Origin of the sequence: Streptomyces sp. B3I8, assembly GCF_030816915.1 — a bacterium.
In the GTDB taxonomy this organism is placed as follows: Bacteria; Actinomycetota; Actinomycetes; order Streptomycetales; family Streptomycetaceae; genus Streptomyces.
Genome location: NZ_JAUSYN010000002.1, coordinates 7,256,635 through 7,272,570, shown reverse-complemented (window position 1 = coordinate 7,272,570; position 15,936 = coordinate 7,256,635). Strand labels below are relative to the sequence as shown.

The following is a 15,936-nucleotide window of genomic DNA, read 5'->3' as shown; positions in this document are numbered from 1 at the left end:
GCGTCCGGCAGCAGAACGGGCCGCCGTCTTGCCCATGCGGGGAACACGGGGGGCGTACGCGGCCGGCCCGCTTAGCGTGACGGCATGAACCACCCCTCCCCGCACACGCACACGCACACGCCCACCGAGGTCCAGTCCGAACTCCTCGACCTGGACGCGGAGGTGCTCGCCGAGCACCTCGCCTCCCTCGTCGCCTGGTTGCCCGTCAGCGGTGGTCCCAGACACCTCGTCGACCTGGGGTGCGGCACCGGCGCCGGCACGTTCGCCCTGCTCGACCGCTTCCCGGAGGCGGAGGTGACAGCCGTCGACTCCTCCGCCGCGCATCTGCGCCGGCTGCGGGAGAAGGCGCACGCGGCGGGCGTCGCCGACCGCGTGCACGTCCTGGCGGCCGACCTGGACGCCGCCGAGTGGCCCGACCTGGGCACGCCCGAACTGGTGTGGACCTCGGCCGCCCTGCACCACCTGGCCGACCCCGAGGGCGCACTGCGCCGGGTGCGCGACCTGCTGGCACCGGGCGGGCTGCTGGCGGTGGTCGAACTGGCCGGCTTCCCCCGGTTCCTGCCCGCGGACGCCCCGGCGGAGGCCCCGGGCCTGGAGGAGCGCTGCCATACCGCGCTCGACCGCCGGCACGCCGCGAATCTGCCCCATCGTCATGCCGACTGGGGAACCCTGTTGCGGAGCACCGGGTTCACCGTCGAGGGGGAACGTGTCTTCGACATCGCGCTGGGTCCCGGCATGCGGGCCCCGTCGGACCAGGACGCGGTGCGCCGCTACGCGTCGAGCAGTCTGCGTCGCATCCGGGACGCCGTCGCGGCCGAGCTGGCACCCCGGGACCTGACCGCACTGGACGCGCTCCTCGCCCCGGACGGCCCGAGCGCCCTGTCGCGCCGGAACGACCTGGGAGTGCGCACCACACGCATGGCCTGGACGGCCCGCCGCGCCCTCTGACGTCCGTGCCGGGGCCACGCCCGTCGCCCCTCCCCCGCCGACCTCGTCCGGCACGGCCGGCCTTCCGGCCGGCCGTGCGGGGAGGCGGCGTTCCCCCCTGCCCGGGTAGCGCCTGCGGTACTCGCGGATGGGCAGCACACGGGTTGGTGGCGCGTGGGTGCCGCACGGGAATCTGGGACCATGAAACGACGCACGGCGATACTCCTCCCCTCGGCCCTCCTCACCCTCGCCACCCTGACCGCGGCCACCCCGGCCGTCGCGGCCCCCTCGGCCCACCCCCCGACCCGGGCGGCGGACACCGACCGCTCCGACAGGTCGACGGACCGGGTGGTGCGCGGCATCGAACGAAGCGCCCACGTCCTGCGGACCACCGACCCCGGGAGCCGTCTGCGGGACCTCGACGCGCTGGACCCCATGATCGCCGACGCCGAGGTGGTGGGGCTCGGCGAGGCGACCCACGGCTCGCGGGACTTCTTCCGCATGAAGCACCGGGTGCTGCGTCACCTGGTCCAGGAGAAGGGCTTCCGCGCCTTCGCACTGGAACTGCCCTGGAGCAGCGGCCTGCGCCTCGACGACTACGTGGTGCACGGCAAGGGCGACCTCGAGGACATCGCACACGACGAGTTCCAGGGCTCGTACGACATCTGGAACAACCAGGACTACCGCGACCTCATCGCGTGGATGCGGAACCACAACCTTCGTCACCCGCAGGACCCGGTGCACTTCGTGGGCACCGACATGGGCTACGCCGGGCCGGAACTGTACGACCGGATCACCGACTACGTGGCCCGCGCCCACCCGGAACTGCTGGACCGGGTCACCGCGCTCTACGAGGGGCTCAGGCCCACCACCGACGCCGCGACGTACAGCAAGCAGTACCTCGAACTGCCGCTCGCCGAGCGCAAGGACCGCGCGGAGCGCACCGGGAAGGTGCTCGACCTGCTGGAGGGGCAGCACCCGGGACGCGGTGCCGACGCCCGCGCCCAGCTGTGGGCCGTGCAGAACGCCAGGGCCGTGGACCAGTTCGCCGAGGGCTACTCCTTCGACATCGGGGACGACGCCCAGGTCGCGCGGATGATGAAGTTCCGCGACCGGACGATGGCGGCGAACACGCTGTGGTGGAACAGGCACACCGGTGACCGAATGCTGCTGTCGGCGCACAACACGCACGTGTCCTACGACTCGTTCGACCCGCGCTACCCCAAGACCGAGGGCGCGTACCTGCGCGACGCACTGGGCGGGAAGTACGTCAGCATCGGTTTCAGCTTCTACGAGGGCGGTTTCAAGGCGTTCGGCACGGACGACGGGGTGATGCGGACCCGCACCGTCGGAGCCGCGCAGCCGGACTCGAACGAGTACACGCTGGACGAGGCGCGACAGCGCGACTACATCCTCGACATGCGTACCGCCCCGCCCGCCGTACGTGCCTGGCTGGACCGGCGGCGCACCACCTACAACATCGGTGCGGGCTGGCCCGACACCTACCTGTACGACATGGCGCTGGGGCAGGCGCACGACGTGCTCATCCACCTGCACGAGATCCACGCCACCACGTATCTCGGCTCGTCCTGACCTCCGACGTCACGTGCCGGGTGACGTCACCGTCGGCGGGGCTCGTCGCCCGCCTCCTCCGGTCCGGTGTGCGGGAGCGAGGGAGCGTGCCAGCCGATCCGGGGATCCCGCGCGGGCGGGGCGGCGCCGCGGGTGAGGTCGCCCCGCCGGATGGTGACCGTGCGGGCGTCGAGCGGGCTCAGGGTCACGGTGTCCGCCTCCAGCGGAACGGGCGCCGCCGACCGGGCCGGCACCACGGCCTGCTGGTGGCGCATCCCGGAGAAGGGATTGCGCCAGAAGTGCGAGCGCGGGGTGCGCCAGCCGTAGCGCAGGGCGAGCAGCCGCAGGGCGATCGCGAACACCGACGCGCCGACGGCCGTACCGACGTGGAGCACTCCGGTGAGGTGGAGGACGGCGGTCGAGCCCGCTCCGGCGACAGCGGGCAGCGCGTAGAGGTCATTGTCCCAGCGCAGCAGGGAGGGCACCTCCATGGCGAGGACGCTGGCCAGTACGCCGCCCCCGACGGCGCTCGCGGCACCGAGGGTGACGGCGGCGGGGACGTTGAAGCCGTGAGTGAGCGCCTTGATGGTGCCGGTGACGCTGAACAGCCCGAGGGCCCCGGCGTCGGACACGTCGAAGATGACGCTCTTGCGCACCAGGAGGTCGTCGTGGAGACGGTGTCCGAAGTGGACGACGGCGGCGGCGCCGACGGGGGTGAAGTAGTAACCGAGGTCGGTGAAGGCGGCCGGCGGCACCTGGAGGACGAGGTCGCGGAAGAGGCCGCCGCCCAGTCCGGCGGCCTCGCTCAGGATGACCGTCCCGAAGACGTCGAAGTCCCTCCGTACGGCGATGAAGGCGCCCGAGAGGGCGAAGGAGAAGATACCCAGGAGATCCATGACGTACTGGGTGGCGCCGTTCAGTTCGTCGATCGGCATGGGACGGGACCTCCGGAGCAAGGTGTGCACGTGCGGCAAGTACGGTGAACACCCGGCTCGGGAACGGGGCACCCGTGTGGCGTTCCGAGACGACAGACGTCTCCTGTGCCGTCCACGTTCCCTTGCGCGGGCGGGAGTTGCTCACCCGCTCCGCGACTTCGACCGTACGGCTCGGTAACGGGACGCACGGTGACCCCGGCACCCGCGGAGGCCCGTGTGGAGGAGGCGGGCGCGAGGGGGCCGGGGTGTGGGAGGTGGGACGGTCAGTCCCGCGCCGCCTCGTTGACGGCGACGGCGCGTTCCAGCAGGGCGGGGTCGGCCAGGGTGGCGGGGTGGCGCAGCATGAACGAGACGTCGTTGAAGGCGCGGGCGATGTCCCCGTCGAGGAGCGTCGCGGCCGTCAACTGGCCCATCGCCCAGCGCTGTCGGCGGACCTCCTCGGGCACCTCGGCGCCGGTCTCCGCGTCGAGGCGGGCGGCGTCGCCGCCGGCGGAGACCGCCCACGCCGCGTCCACCACGATCTGCTGGAGCGCGAAGAACTCCGTGGCCGCGGCCGAGAGGTCCGGCTTCCCCGTGAGATACGCGGAGAGGCACGACGCGTGCAGGGTGGCCGAGCTCATGCCCTGCCCGTAGACGGGGTTGAAGGACGCGACGGCGTCGCCCACACCCACCAGGCGCGCGGGGAAGCGGCGCAGGCCGGTGAAGGTGCGCCGTCGGCTCTCCGCCTGGTGGTAGGTGACGATGTCGCGGGTGAGGGCACCGCTGGTGGCCTCGGTGAACAGGGGCGGCAGCTTGGCGCAGGCGGCGCGGAACTCGTCGATCGTCCTGCCGGGGCGGTCGTCGCCGTACCCCATCAGCATGACGATCCACTGGTCGTCCTCGATGGCGTTCACCGCGGCGACGGACACGCCGCCCGCGTCGTACCGGGGCGAGAAGATGCTCAGCGCGAGGCCGACGTCCAGGTCGGCGGTGCGTGTGCGGCGTTCGAAGAGCGCGGTGGCGTAGTTGATGGGGGTGCGCAGGCGTTCGAGCGGGGGTTCGTCGTAACCGTCCCGTCCCACCCACTCCGCGAGCCGGCCGCCGCGCCCGGTGGCGTCCACGACGAAGTCCGCGTCGAGTATCCGTTCGGTGCCCGCCTCGTCGACGCGGACACCGTCGACGGCGCCGTCGCGGTACCGCAGTCCGGTGGCCCTGGCATGCAGGTGGGAGACCTGGGGCAGAGCCATGACCGCGGCCCGGACGCGCGCCTCGAGCAGCGGCCTGCCGATGCCCAGCACCTCCAGGCCGGCGCCGCTCGGCGCCTGGGGGTGCCCGTCGAGGAGGGTGGCGGCCCGGTCGAGGCCGATGAGGGTCGCTCCGCGTTCCCTGACGTCGTCGGAGAAGCCGGGGAGCCAGCGCTCGATCCAGCTCAGACCGGCTGGGAGCAGGGTGTGCACCTGCTGGTCCTGTGGCACGCCGCGGCGCGGGGCGCCCTCGGTGGAGACCTCGTCCCGCTCGACGACGATCACGCGGCGGGCGTGGCCTGCGAGCACGCGGGCGGCCAGCAGGCCCGCGACGCTGCCGCCGAGGACACACGCGGTGTCGAACAGGACGGGGCTGGCGGTGGGCGGTTCGGCCCGGACGAGTCCGTCGAAGACGGAGACGACGGAGTCGGCGGGAACGACGGAAACAGAAGGAACGGCGGAAACAGAAGGAACGGCGGGATCCGCGGGAACGGCGGATGCGGGATCGGTCGGCACGGTCACGGGGTGTACTCCCCCAAGGAGTCCGCGGAGTCCGGCGGCACGTGCGGGACGAGCGTCGTACTCCGTGGAGATCGAAAAGCTGCGGTCGACAGGAGTCTCGCGCCTCACGCACGGGGCACATTGCACGTCCGTGCCAGGGAACGGCATCCGTGTGCCGTTGTGGGCTTAGGGTGGACGGCGGCCCAACCCGCCCTGCGTGCGGTGGTGTTGACGGCGGGTGTGGGCAGCGAGGAGGTGACGCGCCCATGCGCGACCAGGGCGGCCCCGTGCCGCTGCCGAGCGACGACCCCTCGGACGGATTCGCGATCGACCTCACCGTCCCGTACGCCGACAGCGACCGCGACCACGTGCTGCGGGAGCGGTGGCGGCGCCAGGCGGGAGACGCCGTGCCGCCCCCTCCCCTGCGGCTGCCGCGGCACAGCGAGGGCGCGTACCGGGTCCGGATCCGGCTGCAAGTCCTGGGCGACATCCGCGTGGAGGACCAATACAGCGACGCGGTCGCGGGCAGCACGGGAGGTGCGTACGGTCACCACGAGGACCTGGTCATGGCGCATCTGACGGTCGGCGGGGAGTGGCGTTTCAGTTCGGGGCGGCGGACGGCCGCAGTGGGGGCCGGGCTGCTGTGCGCCCGCCGGAACGACGAGCCGTGGGACTTCACGGTGGCCCGGGGCACCCGGGCGACCGCTCTCGGCCTGCCCGCCCGGGACATCCGCTTCCCCGCCCGCACGAACCTCGTCATGGCCGAGCACCGCGACCCCGCCGTGCGGCTGCTCCTCGCCCACCTGCGCGGCTGGGCCGAGGTGGCCGACTCCCTCGGTCCCGCCGCGTCGGCGACGGCTCGCGCCGCGGCCGTGGAACTGTTCCACGGCGTGCTGAACGACCAGGTCGTCGACGACCCGCCGTTCTCGCCGGCCCTGGTGCGGGCCGCCACGGAGTACGTGGAGAGCCGGCTCACCGACCCGGACCTGGACCCCCGGGCGATCGCGGCCGCGCTGCACGTGTCCGTCCGTACGCTGCACCGCGCGTTCGCCCAGGAGGCGACGTCGGTCATGGGCCTGGTGCGCGCCCGGCGCCTGGACAGGGCCAGGGCGGAGCTCCTGGCCACGCCCCTGAGCGTGTCGGAACTGGCGGCCCGTTGGCACTTCACCGACAGCAGCCACTTCATCCGGGCGTTCCGCGCGCGCTTCGGCAGGACACCTCGCGCGCTGCGCCGCACCTGACCGGCGGCGATGGCGGCGAGCGCCACCACCGCCGTCAGCCGGGGCGGGGTTCAGCCGGTGATGGACGCCCGGAAGTGGTAGCGGTCGCCGCGGTAGATGGCCGCGGTCAGTTCCAGGGGCTGTGAGTACTGGTTGAAGGCGAGCTGGGTCGCCACCAGGACCGGGGTGGCGTCCGTTATCTCGAGGAGGGTGCGCTCCACGTCGGTGGGCTGCCGGGCCTCCACCGAGTAGTCGGCCACGCGCGGCAGTTGGGGCGGGTCCGCGCGGCGCAGGGTGGCGAAGAGCGAGTCCTTGGAGAAGTCGGTCTCGGCGAGCAGCGGGCACAGTTCGAGGGGCAGCCGGTTGTGCTCCAGTACGACGACCCGGTCGTCGAGGTAGCGGACGCGGCGCATCTCGAACAGGTCGGCGCCGGGGCCGATGCGCAGCCGCTCGGCCTCCCGGACGGTGGCGGGCCGCACCTCCGACTCCAGCACCTCGGCGCGGATGCGGAAGCCGTGCTGTTCGGCGTAGTCGGCGAAGCCCTGCACGGTGCGGCCGCCGGCCGGTCCCGTCCCGCCCGTGGGCCGGCGCGGGGCCGACAGGACGCGGGTGATGCCCTCGGCGAGGAACCAGCCGCGGGCCGGTGAGGACTCGATGACGTCGCGCGCGGCCAGTTCGTTGAGCGCCGCCCGCATCGTGACGCGGGAGACGCCGTAGCGGCCGGCCAGCGCGCGTTCCGAGGGGAGGCGGTCGCCGGGGCGCGCGCCGTCGCCGGAGATGTCGTCGAGCAGGCGCGCGGCGACCTGGGTGTACAGCGGGAGAGCGTCGCTGGAGAGGAGGCCCTGCGGGAGGGCGGAGTCCGAGGCGGCCATACCAGTACCGTACCAGTGAGTTGCCATACCAGATACATACCAGAGCCAGACCATTGACGACCAGTTTTCAGGCCAGTATCGTTCCAGTTGAATTTGCGGGGTGATTGAGGCGCATTCGCCGGTCACGCCCGACTTGTGCGACCGTGGGGTGAATCATGAGCAGTTCCTTGGACGAACTGGTGCGACACCAGAAGGGTGGTGACGCACAAGGGATCACGTCGGTCTGCTCCGCCCATCCGCTGGTGATCGAGGCGGCCGTACTCCAGGCCCTGGAGTCCGGGGGCACAGTCCTGGTGGAGGCGACCTCCAACCAGGTGGACCAGTACGGCGGCTACACCGGCATGCGCCCGGACGACTTCCGCTCCCTGGTGCTCGGCATCGCCGAACGTCTGGGTCTGCCCGCCGACCGCGTCGTCCTCGGCGGCGACCACCTGGGGCCCAACCGGTGGCGCGCGCTGCCGCCGGAGGAGGCCATGAAGGAGGCGGAGCGACTCGTCGCGGCATACGTCCGGGCCGGCTTCACCAAGATCCACCTGGACTGCAGCTTCTCCTGCGCGGGTGACCCCGCGCCGCTGAGCGACGACGTGGTCGCCGACCGGGCCGCCCGCCTGGTGGCCGTCGCGGAGGCGACGGCGCGCGAGACGGCGACCGACCGGGCCGGTGCGCTCCGCTACGTCATCGGCACCGAGGTGCCCGTGCCGGGCGGTGCGCACGAGACGCTGGACGGCGTCCGCCCGACCACCGCGGACGGGGCCCGGCTGACGCTCAAGCGCCACCACGAGGCCTTCGCGGAGCACGGGGTGAGCGAGGTCTGGCCCCGGGTCATGGCGCTGGTCGTCCAGCCGGGCGTCGAGTTCGACCACCTGAAGGTCGTCGACTACGACCGGGAGCGCACCGGGGAACTGCGCGCCGTGCTGGACAGCGAGCCCGGCATGGTCTTCGAGGCCCACTCCACCGACTACCAGACCCCCGAGGCACTGTCCGCACTGGTCGAGGACCACTGGGCGGTGCTCAAGGTCGGCCCCGGCCTGACCTTCGCACTGCGTGAGGCGCTCTACGCGCTGGCCGGCATCGAGGAGGAACTCCTCGCCCCCGAGCGGCGCTCGGGCCTCCCGGAGGTCGTCGAGCGCCGGATGCGCGCAGAACCGTCCTGGTGGGAGGGGTACTACGAGGGCGACGACGAGGAGCGGCGGCTCGCCCGCCGCTACAGCTACAGCGACCGGGTCCGCTACTACTGGCCGGACCCCGCGATAGAGGCGGCCGTGACCGCGCTCTTCGACAACCTCTCCGCCACCGGCATCCCCCTGCCCCTGCTGAGCGCCCGGCTTCCCGAGCAGTACCGGCGCGTGCGGGCCGGCCTGCTGGAGGCGAGCCCGCGTGCCCTGGCCGTCGACCGGGTCCGCGACGTCCTGCGGGACTACGACCGTGCCTGCCGCACCGCCACACGCCGCACCGCCACACGCCACGAAGAAGAGGAGTACGCGTGACCACCACGACCGACACCCCCACCTCCCGCCCCGACGGCGGCCGCCACACGGTCGCCGAGATCGGGCAGCAGCCGCGGATGTGGCGCGAGGTCGGCCGGATCCTGGCGGACGGCCGCAAGGAGCTGGACGACTTCCTGGCGCCCTTCCTCGCCCAGGAGAACCTGCGGATCGTGCTGACGGGCGCCGGTACGTCGGCCTTCGCGGGGCAGCTCGTCCGCCGGGTGCTGTCCCGCCGCACCGGCCGCCGCGTCGACGCCGTGGCGACGACCGACATCGTCTCGGACCCCTACGGCTCCTTCGGCGAGGACGTGCCCACCCTGCTGGTGTCCTTCGCCCGCTCCGGGGACAGCCCCGAGAGCATCGCGGCGGCCGACCTCGCCGGCCGGTGCCTCACCCGGGTCGGCCACCTCGTCATCACCTGCAACAGCGAGGGCCGGCTCGCCCGCGAGCACGCCGCGGACCCCGACTCCCACGTCCTGCAGATGCCGGCGGCCTCGAACGACCGCGGTTTCGCCATGACGTCGAGCTTCACGTCCATGGTGCTGGCGGCCCTGCTCGCCTTCGGCGCCGTAGACGGCGAGTCGGAGGTCGAGACGCTGGCGCGGGCCGCCGAACACCTCACCACCGGCGGCCTGGACGACGGCATCGACGCCCTGGTCGCCCGGCGCCCCGAGCGGCTGGTCTACCTCGGCAGCGGCGCACTGAAGGGGCTGGCGGAGGAGTCCGCGCTGAAGCTGCTCGAACTGACCGGCGGCGCGGTCGTCGCCCTGGCCGAGTCGGCGCTGGGCTTCCGGCACGGCCCGAAGGCGGTGCTCAACGACCGCACGGCGGTGCTCGTCTACGTCTCCAACGACCCCTACACCCGCGCCTACGACCTGGACATCCTGAGCGAACTGCGGGCGGGTCTCCCGCAGGGCACCGTCGTCGCGGTCGCCGGGCGCCCGGAGGGACTGCCCGAGGACGGCACCTGGCTCGTCCCCGGCGCCGGAGAGGTCGAGGACGCGGCGCTGGCCCTGCCCGCCGTCGTCTGCGCGCAGCTCATCGCCCTGCGTTCCTCCCTGGCCCGCGGCATCCCGGCCGACAACCCGTTCCCCTCCGGCGAGGTGAACCGAGTGGTGCAGGGCGTGATCCTGCACCCCCTCCCGGAGCGCGGCGACGGCCGTGCCTGACAACGACAAGCGCACCGAACCGACAGGAGGAACGACGATGTTTCTGGGTGTGGACGGTGGAGGCACGAAGACGGCCTTCTGCCTCGTCGACAGCACCGGCGCCGTGCGGGCCGAGGCCCTCGGCGACGGCGCCTACTACTTCGCGGAGAACGGCACGGGCGGCGTCGACCACGTCGTGCGGGTGCTGGAGAAGGGCATCGCCGCGGTCTGCGACAAGGCGGGCATCACGACGGACGGCATCGCCTACGCCTTCCTCGGCCTGCCCGGCTACGGCGAGGCGCCCCGCGACCTGCCCGCGCTGGACGCCGCACCCGGCAAGGTCCTGGGCAACGACCGCTACGCGTGCGACAACGACATGATCTGCGGGTGGGCGGGCTCCCTGGGCGCCGTCGACGGCATCAACGTCATCAGCGGCACCGGCTCCATGGTGTACGGCGAGCGGAACGGCTCCGGCGTCCGCGTCGGCGGCTGGAGCGAGATGTTCAGCGACGAGGGCTCCGCCTACTGGATCGCCGTCCAGGGCCTCAACGCCTTCACCAGGATGAGCGACGGACGGCTCCCGGAGGGGCCCCTCGCCGACGCCCTCCGCCACCACCTGGAACTCGTCGACGACCTCGAAATCATCGACGTGGTCCTCAACCGCTGGCACGGACGGCGCAGTGACATCGCCGGCCTGAGCCGCAGTGTCTCCCGGGCCGCCGAGCTCGGCGACGAGGCGGCCGCCGGCATCCTGACCGAGGCGGGCCGGGAGCTGGCCACGCTCGTCGACACCGCGCGGCGCCGGCTGGGCTTCACCGCCGACGAGACGGTCCCCGTCTCCTACTCCGGCGGAGTCTTCGGCTCCGCCGCCGTCCGGGACGCTTTCACCGCGCGACTGCGCGACGGCGACGGGACGTACGACCTGCGCACCCCCTTGTTCCCCCCGGCCATCGGGGCCGCGCTCTACGCGGCGAAGCGGGCCGGAACCCCGCTGGACGCCGCAGCACTCACCGCTCTCCGCGACGGCGCGGACCCTCACCCCTTGGAGGACAGAAATGACGTCTTCTGACCTGGCCGGCGCGTCCGGCGCCTCCGGCCGATCCAGCCGGAGCTGGATCGTCTACGCCGGACTCCTTGTGCTGTTCTGGGGCGTCTGGGGCGCGACCTCCAGCCAGCCCGTCGAGCGGTACGACTACCCGGACGAGATGATCTACATCATCTGGGCGTTCACGATGCTCGTCCCCGCGGCCGTCGCACTGCGGCGTGAGCGCTTCGACCGCCGTCCGATGGCCGCCCTGTACGGTCTGCTGGCCGGACTCACCGGCGCCGGCGGCCAGTTGCTGCTCTTCCAGGCGCTGGCGGACGGCCCCGCCTATCTGATCTTCCCGGTGGTGTCGCTCTCCCCCGTCATCACCGTCCTGATGGCCGTGGCGCTGCTGCGCGAACGCATAGCCCGGCTCGCCGTGGTCGGTGTGATCGCCGCGGCGGTCGCGATCGTGCTGCTCAGCATTCCCTCCGGGGCCGGCGGCGACGTCGACACCGGCTCGTGGATGGTGCTCGCCGTCATCATCTGCGTGGCATGGGGCGCCCAGGCGTTCTTCATGCGCAAGGCCGCGCTGGTGGGCGTCAACGACGCCACGACGTTCGGCTGGATGACGATCAGCGGTCTCGCGCTGGTCCCGGTGGCCTACCTGATGATGGGCGACCTGCCCTCGGCACCGTGGCAGGCCCCGGCGATCACGGCGGGGACCCAGGTCCTCAACGCGGTGGGCGCGCTGTTCCTCGTCATGGCGCTCAGCCGGGGCAAGGCCAGCGTGGTGGCACCCATCACCAACGCGCTGGCGCCGGTCCTGACGATCGTGCTGTCCCTGATCATCTACCAGACACTGCCCACCGTCTGGGGCACCATCGGCATCGTCCTCGCCCTCGCCGGGTCGACGCTCATGGTCTACACCGACGAGAAGCGCGGGGAGGACACCCTGGCCCCCGGGGCCACGACGGAGAAGGTCGGCTAGGGCCAGACGGCCGAGGGGCCCTCCCGGGTTCCCTCGACCGCGCCGTCGCCCCACCACTCGCCCCGTCCCGCCAGTCCTGCCCTTCCCCTTGTCCTGCCCTTCCCCCCCCATCCTTTCCTTCGTCTCGTCCGTCCCGCCTTCGCGCCCCAAGAGGAACCCGACATGCCCCTGGTCCCCACCGGAGAACTGGTCGCCCGGGCCGCCGCCGTTCGCGGCTGCGTCCCCGCCTTCAACGTCATCACGCTGGAGCACGCGGAGGCGATCTCGGACGGCGCGCAGGCGGCTGGCCGGCCGGTGATCCTCCAGATCAGCGAGAACGCCGTGCGCTACCACGGCGGCCGGCTCGCCCCGCTGGCCCGTGCCACCGCCGCCGTCGCCGAGGCGAGCGAGGTGGAGCTGGCGCTCCACCTCGACCACGCCACCGACATGGAACTGGTGCGGCAGGCCGCGGACAACGGCTTCTCCTCGGTGATGTTCGACGCGGGCGCTCTCCCCCACGACCGCAACATCGCCGCCACGGCCGAGGCCGCCCGGTGGGCGCACGAGGCCGGGCTGTGGCTGGAGGCCGAACTCGGCTACGTCGGTGGCAAGCCGGACGCTCCCGCGAGCGCCCACGCCGCCGGGGTGCGGACCGACCCCGCAGAGGCCGCCGACTACGTCGCACGCACCGGCGTCGACGCGCTGGCCGTCGCCGTCGGCAGCAGCCACGCGATGACGGAGCGCACCGCCGCGCTGGACCACGCGCTCATCGCCCGGCTGCGCGAGGCCGTCCCGGTCCCGCTGGTGCTCCACGGTTCCTCGGGCGTGCCCGACGGGGACCTGCGCAGGGCGGTGGAGTCCGGCATGGCGAAGATCAACATAGGTACGGCTCTCAACGTGGCGTTCACCCGCGCGGTGCGCGACGTCCTCGGTGCCGCCCCCTCCCTGACCGACCCCAGGAAGTACCTGACCCCGGCCCGGGAAGGCGTGGCGGAGACGGTCGGCACCCTGCTGGCGGTGCTCCCCGCGGGCCGCTGAGCACGACGCGCCACCCGCGGCCCGCTGGGCAAAGGCGCCACCGGCGGGGCCACGGCTCCGGCCCCCCGGTCGCCTCCGTCCGGGGGCGGCACGCCACCCGCAGGAGCCGTGCCCTGTCACCCCATGCGGCGCTCTCACCCCCGCCGGGGTGACACCACGAACGTGTGGTGCCCGGGCCGCACGCCCGAGACGGTCACCCGTCCGTCGTCGGCCGAGATCCCGCTCACCCGCCCCCGCTTCCCGTCCCACACCACGCGTCCTCCGCTGCGCACCGTGACGTCCCGTCCGCCGGTCGGAAGTGCCACGCTCCCCCGCGTTCCGCCGGGCACCCGCACCGTCAGCGAGAACTCGCCGTCCGCGTGTGTCCACTCCACTCCCAGTCCCCCGTGCGGCGTGGGCAGTTCGCCCTGCGCCCATGTCACGTCCGCCGGATGCGGCCGTACCTCCCAGGTCGCGTAGCCCGGCGACAGCGGTCGCGCCCCGAGCAACTGGTGGGTGAGCGCGGGCAGTACCCCGGTGGACCAGCCGTGGGCCATGCTGGTGTACGCCCCCTCGTACAGGGAGCCGCCCGGTCCGATCCCCTCCCAGTTCGTGATGCCGGGGTCGTTGCGGTCCATCCACCCGTAGGTGCGCCGGATCTGGTCCAGTGCGGAGTCCGCCCGGCCGCTCAGGAAGCGGGCGACGATCTCGGGGTAGGACGTGAACGCGTACACCCGCTGGGAGGCGTCGGCGAACAGGGTGTCGTTGTCCATGAACGCGTTGCCGTACGGCCGCCGTGTCGTGGCGTCGAGGTGGGCGAGCGCGGCGGCGGCCCGGTCGGCGTCGGCGACTCCGGCGATCACGGCCAGGGCGTTGCCGTCCTGGGCGTGGCGGACGGCGCCGGTCCCGGAGTCGAGGTAGGCGCCGGCGGACTCGTCCCACAGGTGTGCGTTGACCGCCTCGGCGACGGCGGCCGCCCGCTCGCGCCAGCGGTCGGCGTCAAAGGCGTGTCCGAGCCAGTCGGCCAGTCGGGCGGCGTCGTTCAGGGCCTGGACGTACAGGACGTTGTAGTAGGTGACCCTTCCGGTGCGGCCGAGGAAGGCGTAGTCGCCGTAGCCGCCGGTGCCGTTGAGGCCCTTGCTGAGCAGCCCGGCGTCGTCGGTGACGCTCGGGTACCAGGTGTCGAGCACCTTCACCAGGTTCGGGTAGGTGCGGGAGGCGTAGGCGCGGTCGCCGGTGTAGAGGACGTAGTCCCAGCCGCAGGTGACCCACCACATCGGATAGTCGAAGAGCGGGAGGGTGTAGCCGCTGATGGAGGCCGGGGGGATCCAGCCGTCGGAGCGCTGGTGGTCGGCGAGGTCGGCCAGGACGTTGCGGGCGGCGGCCGCGGTGTCGTCGTGCGTCAGGTACAGCGTGCGCGCGGAGACGGCGAGGTCGCCGACGTACGGGTCCCGGTCGCGCTTGGCCCCGTCGTGCAGGACGAGTTCGCCCTCCAGGGTGTCGCTCCAGGCGTTCCTGGGGTCGACGTCGTCCCGGCGGAAGGTGTCGGTGACGAGTTCGTTGGTGTACGAGGCGCCGTACCAGAAACGATTCAAGTCGTCGTCGGAGCAGAGGAACCAGCCGCGGTAGGTGCTCGGGGTGCCCAGGTATCCGGTGAAGTCGAGGCTGACGGAGTCGATGTCGACCCTGCCCCAGGGCTGGGCCACCGGTGCGTCCGAGGCGAGGGCGTCCAGGGTGATGCGCAGGTAGCGGAAGCCGTGCAGTCCGTCGGCGAAGACCTTGCCGTCGTGCTGGAATCCCTTGGTGTCCTTCCAGTGGGCGCCGGCGGCGGGCACGGCGAACTGGTCGGTGCCCCGGCCGGTGCCGCCGGCCTGGTCGGAGCGGGTGAAGTCGGAGCGCTCCGTGAGGAATTGCCGCGTCTCGGAGAACGCGAGCCGCACTCCGGGCGAGTTGGCGGAGGCGCCGGTGAACCGGATGTCGGGGTACCCGACGACCACCTTGCCGAAGTCGACGGTGACGCTGGGCGCGACGACGGGTTCGATCGCCTCGGGCCACAGCTCGTTCACGCGGGTGAACACGCCCTTGCCGGTGTCCTGGGCGGCCGTGACGGTGAGGCGCAGCCGGTCGGTGGTGACCTTGCGGGAGAAGGGGACGGCACGCTGGACGACATCGTTGTCGGCGACGGTGGCGACGGTGTCCCAGCCGCCGCCGGAGGTGCCCGCCTCGACGGTGAACGCGGTGGGCACGCCGTCGCCGTTGGAGACGACGGTGATGCCGGACAGTTCGAGCGGGGCCGGCGTGGTGAGGGTCAGGACGTCGGGGAAGCCTCTTTCGGTGTCGTCGTTCCAGAAGGTGTCCGGGTCGCCGTCGATCGCGTTGGCGGCGTCGTAGGTGCGGGGGTTGCCGTCGTTGCCGCTGTTGGGGGCGTGCGCGGAGGAGGCCTCGGCGGTGGTGCCCTCGGGCCAGCGGGGCGCCGGCTCGGGCTGCGGGCGGCGCAGCACGGTTCTGCCGCCGCCGGGGCGCAGCAGGGCCTCGGGGTCGTTCACGTCACCGGTGGACTCCGTGATGCGCACGGGGCGGACGGTGGTGGAGGCGGGGGCCTGGACGTAGCGGTGCCAGTCGCCGCGACGGGGGGTGACACCGTGGACCGGGGGGCGGGTCCCGGCGGTTCCGGCCGCCCCCGTCGCCGATCCGGTCGCCGGTCCGGTCTCGGCGGCGGCCTGCGCGGGGCGGGCCGCGGCGAGAGCGGTCAGGGCGAGGGCGCCGGCGGTGACGACCGTGCGCCGTCGGGGTCCTTGGTCGTGCGTGCGGTTCTCGGGCATCGCGACTCACCTCACGGAGCAACAGGTTTTGAAACGTTTCATACGACACGGGCGACGCGAAGGTATACCAGAACGGCCGGGGCGTACAGGGGATGCACCGGGTCCGTACTTCCGTACTACGGACTCAGTAGCGCCGACTGCCGACGTGCGTACGACGACACGGCGGTGCGCGTCCCGGGAGGCTGGGCCCACCACCAGCACCAGACGGGGAGAGCTCC

The 15,936-nt window shown here is 72.8% G+C and carries 12 protein-coding genes; 8 read left to right on the top strand and 4 right to left on the bottom strand.

Annotated features, from left to right (window positions below):
* Positions 1-84 precede the first annotated feature (84 nt).
* On the top strand, positions 85-948 hold the full coding sequence (locus tag QFZ64_RS34080) for a trans-aconitate 2-methyltransferase (protein WP_307071345.1): 864 nt from the start codon (positions 85-87) through the stop codon (positions 946-948).
* Between the two features lie 180 nt (positions 949-1,128).
* A complete protein-coding gene (locus tag QFZ64_RS34075) occupies positions 1,129-2,520 on the top strand; it encodes an erythromycin esterase family protein (protein WP_307071344.1) in 1,392 nt (463 codons plus the stop codon).
* A gap of 26 nt (positions 2,521-2,546) precedes the next feature.
* On the opposite strand, the gene QFZ64_RS34070 is transcribed toward QFZ64_RS34075, so the two are convergent.
* Both QFZ64_RS34070 and QFZ64_RS34065 read right to left on the bottom strand, forming a co-directional pair.
* Entirely contained in the window at positions 2,547-3,434 is an 888-nt protein-coding gene (locus tag QFZ64_RS34070) for a trimeric intracellular cation channel family protein (protein WP_307071343.1), read from the bottom strand.
* 263 nt (positions 3,435-3,697) lie between these two features.
* On the bottom strand, positions 3,698-5,179 hold the full coding sequence (locus QFZ64_RS34065) for an NAD(P)/FAD-dependent oxidoreductase (RefSeq protein ID WP_307071342.1): 1,482 nt from the start codon (positions 5,177-5,179) through the stop codon (positions 3,698-3,700).
* Between the two features lie 245 nt (positions 5,180-5,424).
* Here QFZ64_RS34065 and QFZ64_RS34060 point away from each other — a divergent pair, with 245 nt between their 5' ends.
* Positions 5,425-6,399: an AraC family transcriptional regulator gene (locus QFZ64_RS34060; RefSeq protein ID WP_307071341.1), complete on the top strand. Its 975-nt coding sequence runs from the start codon at positions 5,425-5,427 to the stop codon at positions 6,397-6,399.
* Positions 6,400-6,449: 50 nt separating this feature from the next.
* Here the strand turns inward: QFZ64_RS34060 and QFZ64_RS34055 are convergent, their stop codons facing one another.
* The gene (locus QFZ64_RS34055) at positions 6,450-7,250 is read right to left on the bottom strand and encodes a GntR family transcriptional regulator (RefSeq protein ID WP_307071340.1); all 801 of its coding nucleotides are present in this window, start codon (positions 7,248-7,250) and stop codon (positions 6,450-6,452) included.
* 155 nt (positions 7,251-7,405) lie between these two features.
* Between QFZ64_RS34055 and QFZ64_RS34050 the strand changes: the two genes are divergently transcribed.
* From QFZ64_RS34050 to QFZ64_RS34030, 5 genes are all read left to right on the top strand, one after another.
* Positions 7,406-8,737 (top strand): D-tagatose-bisphosphate aldolase, class II, non-catalytic subunit, encoded by a 1,332-nt coding sequence (locus QFZ64_RS34050; RefSeq protein WP_307071339.1) that lies wholly within the window; start codon positions 7,406-7,408, stop codon positions 8,735-8,737.
* Positions 8,734-9,906 (top strand): SIS domain-containing protein, encoded by a 1,173-nt coding sequence (locus QFZ64_RS34045; protein ID WP_307071338.1) that lies wholly within the window; start codon positions 8,734-8,736, stop codon positions 9,904-9,906. The genes QFZ64_RS34050 and QFZ64_RS34045 overlap by 4 nt, the downstream gene beginning before the upstream one ends.
* Positions 9,907-9,943: 37 nt before the next feature.
* Positions 9,944-10,954 carry an N-acetylglucosamine kinase gene (locus tag QFZ64_RS34040; protein WP_307071337.1) on the top strand — a complete coding sequence of 337 codons (1,011 nt, stop codon included), beginning with the start codon at positions 9,944-9,946 and terminating at the stop codon, positions 10,952-10,954.
* On the top strand, positions 10,941-11,900 hold the full coding sequence (locus QFZ64_RS34035; protein ID WP_307071336.1) for a DMT family transporter: 960 nt from the start codon (positions 10,941-10,943) through the stop codon (positions 11,898-11,900). Before QFZ64_RS34040 ends, QFZ64_RS34035 begins: the two co-directional genes overlap by 14 nt.
* Positions 11,901-12,062: 162 nt before the next feature.
* A complete protein-coding gene (locus QFZ64_RS34030) occupies positions 12,063-12,917 on the top strand; it encodes a class II fructose-bisphosphate aldolase (protein WP_307071335.1) in 855 nt (284 codons plus the stop codon).
* 134 nt (positions 12,918-13,051) lie between these two features.
* Here QFZ64_RS34030 and QFZ64_RS34025 read toward each other — a convergent pair whose 3' ends face one another.
* On the bottom strand, positions 13,052-15,718 hold the full coding sequence (locus QFZ64_RS34025; RefSeq protein WP_307071334.1) for an alpha-L-rhamnosidase C-terminal domain-containing protein: 2,667 nt from the start codon (positions 15,716-15,718) through the stop codon (positions 13,052-13,054).
* Positions 15,719-15,936 lie beyond the last annotated feature (218 nt).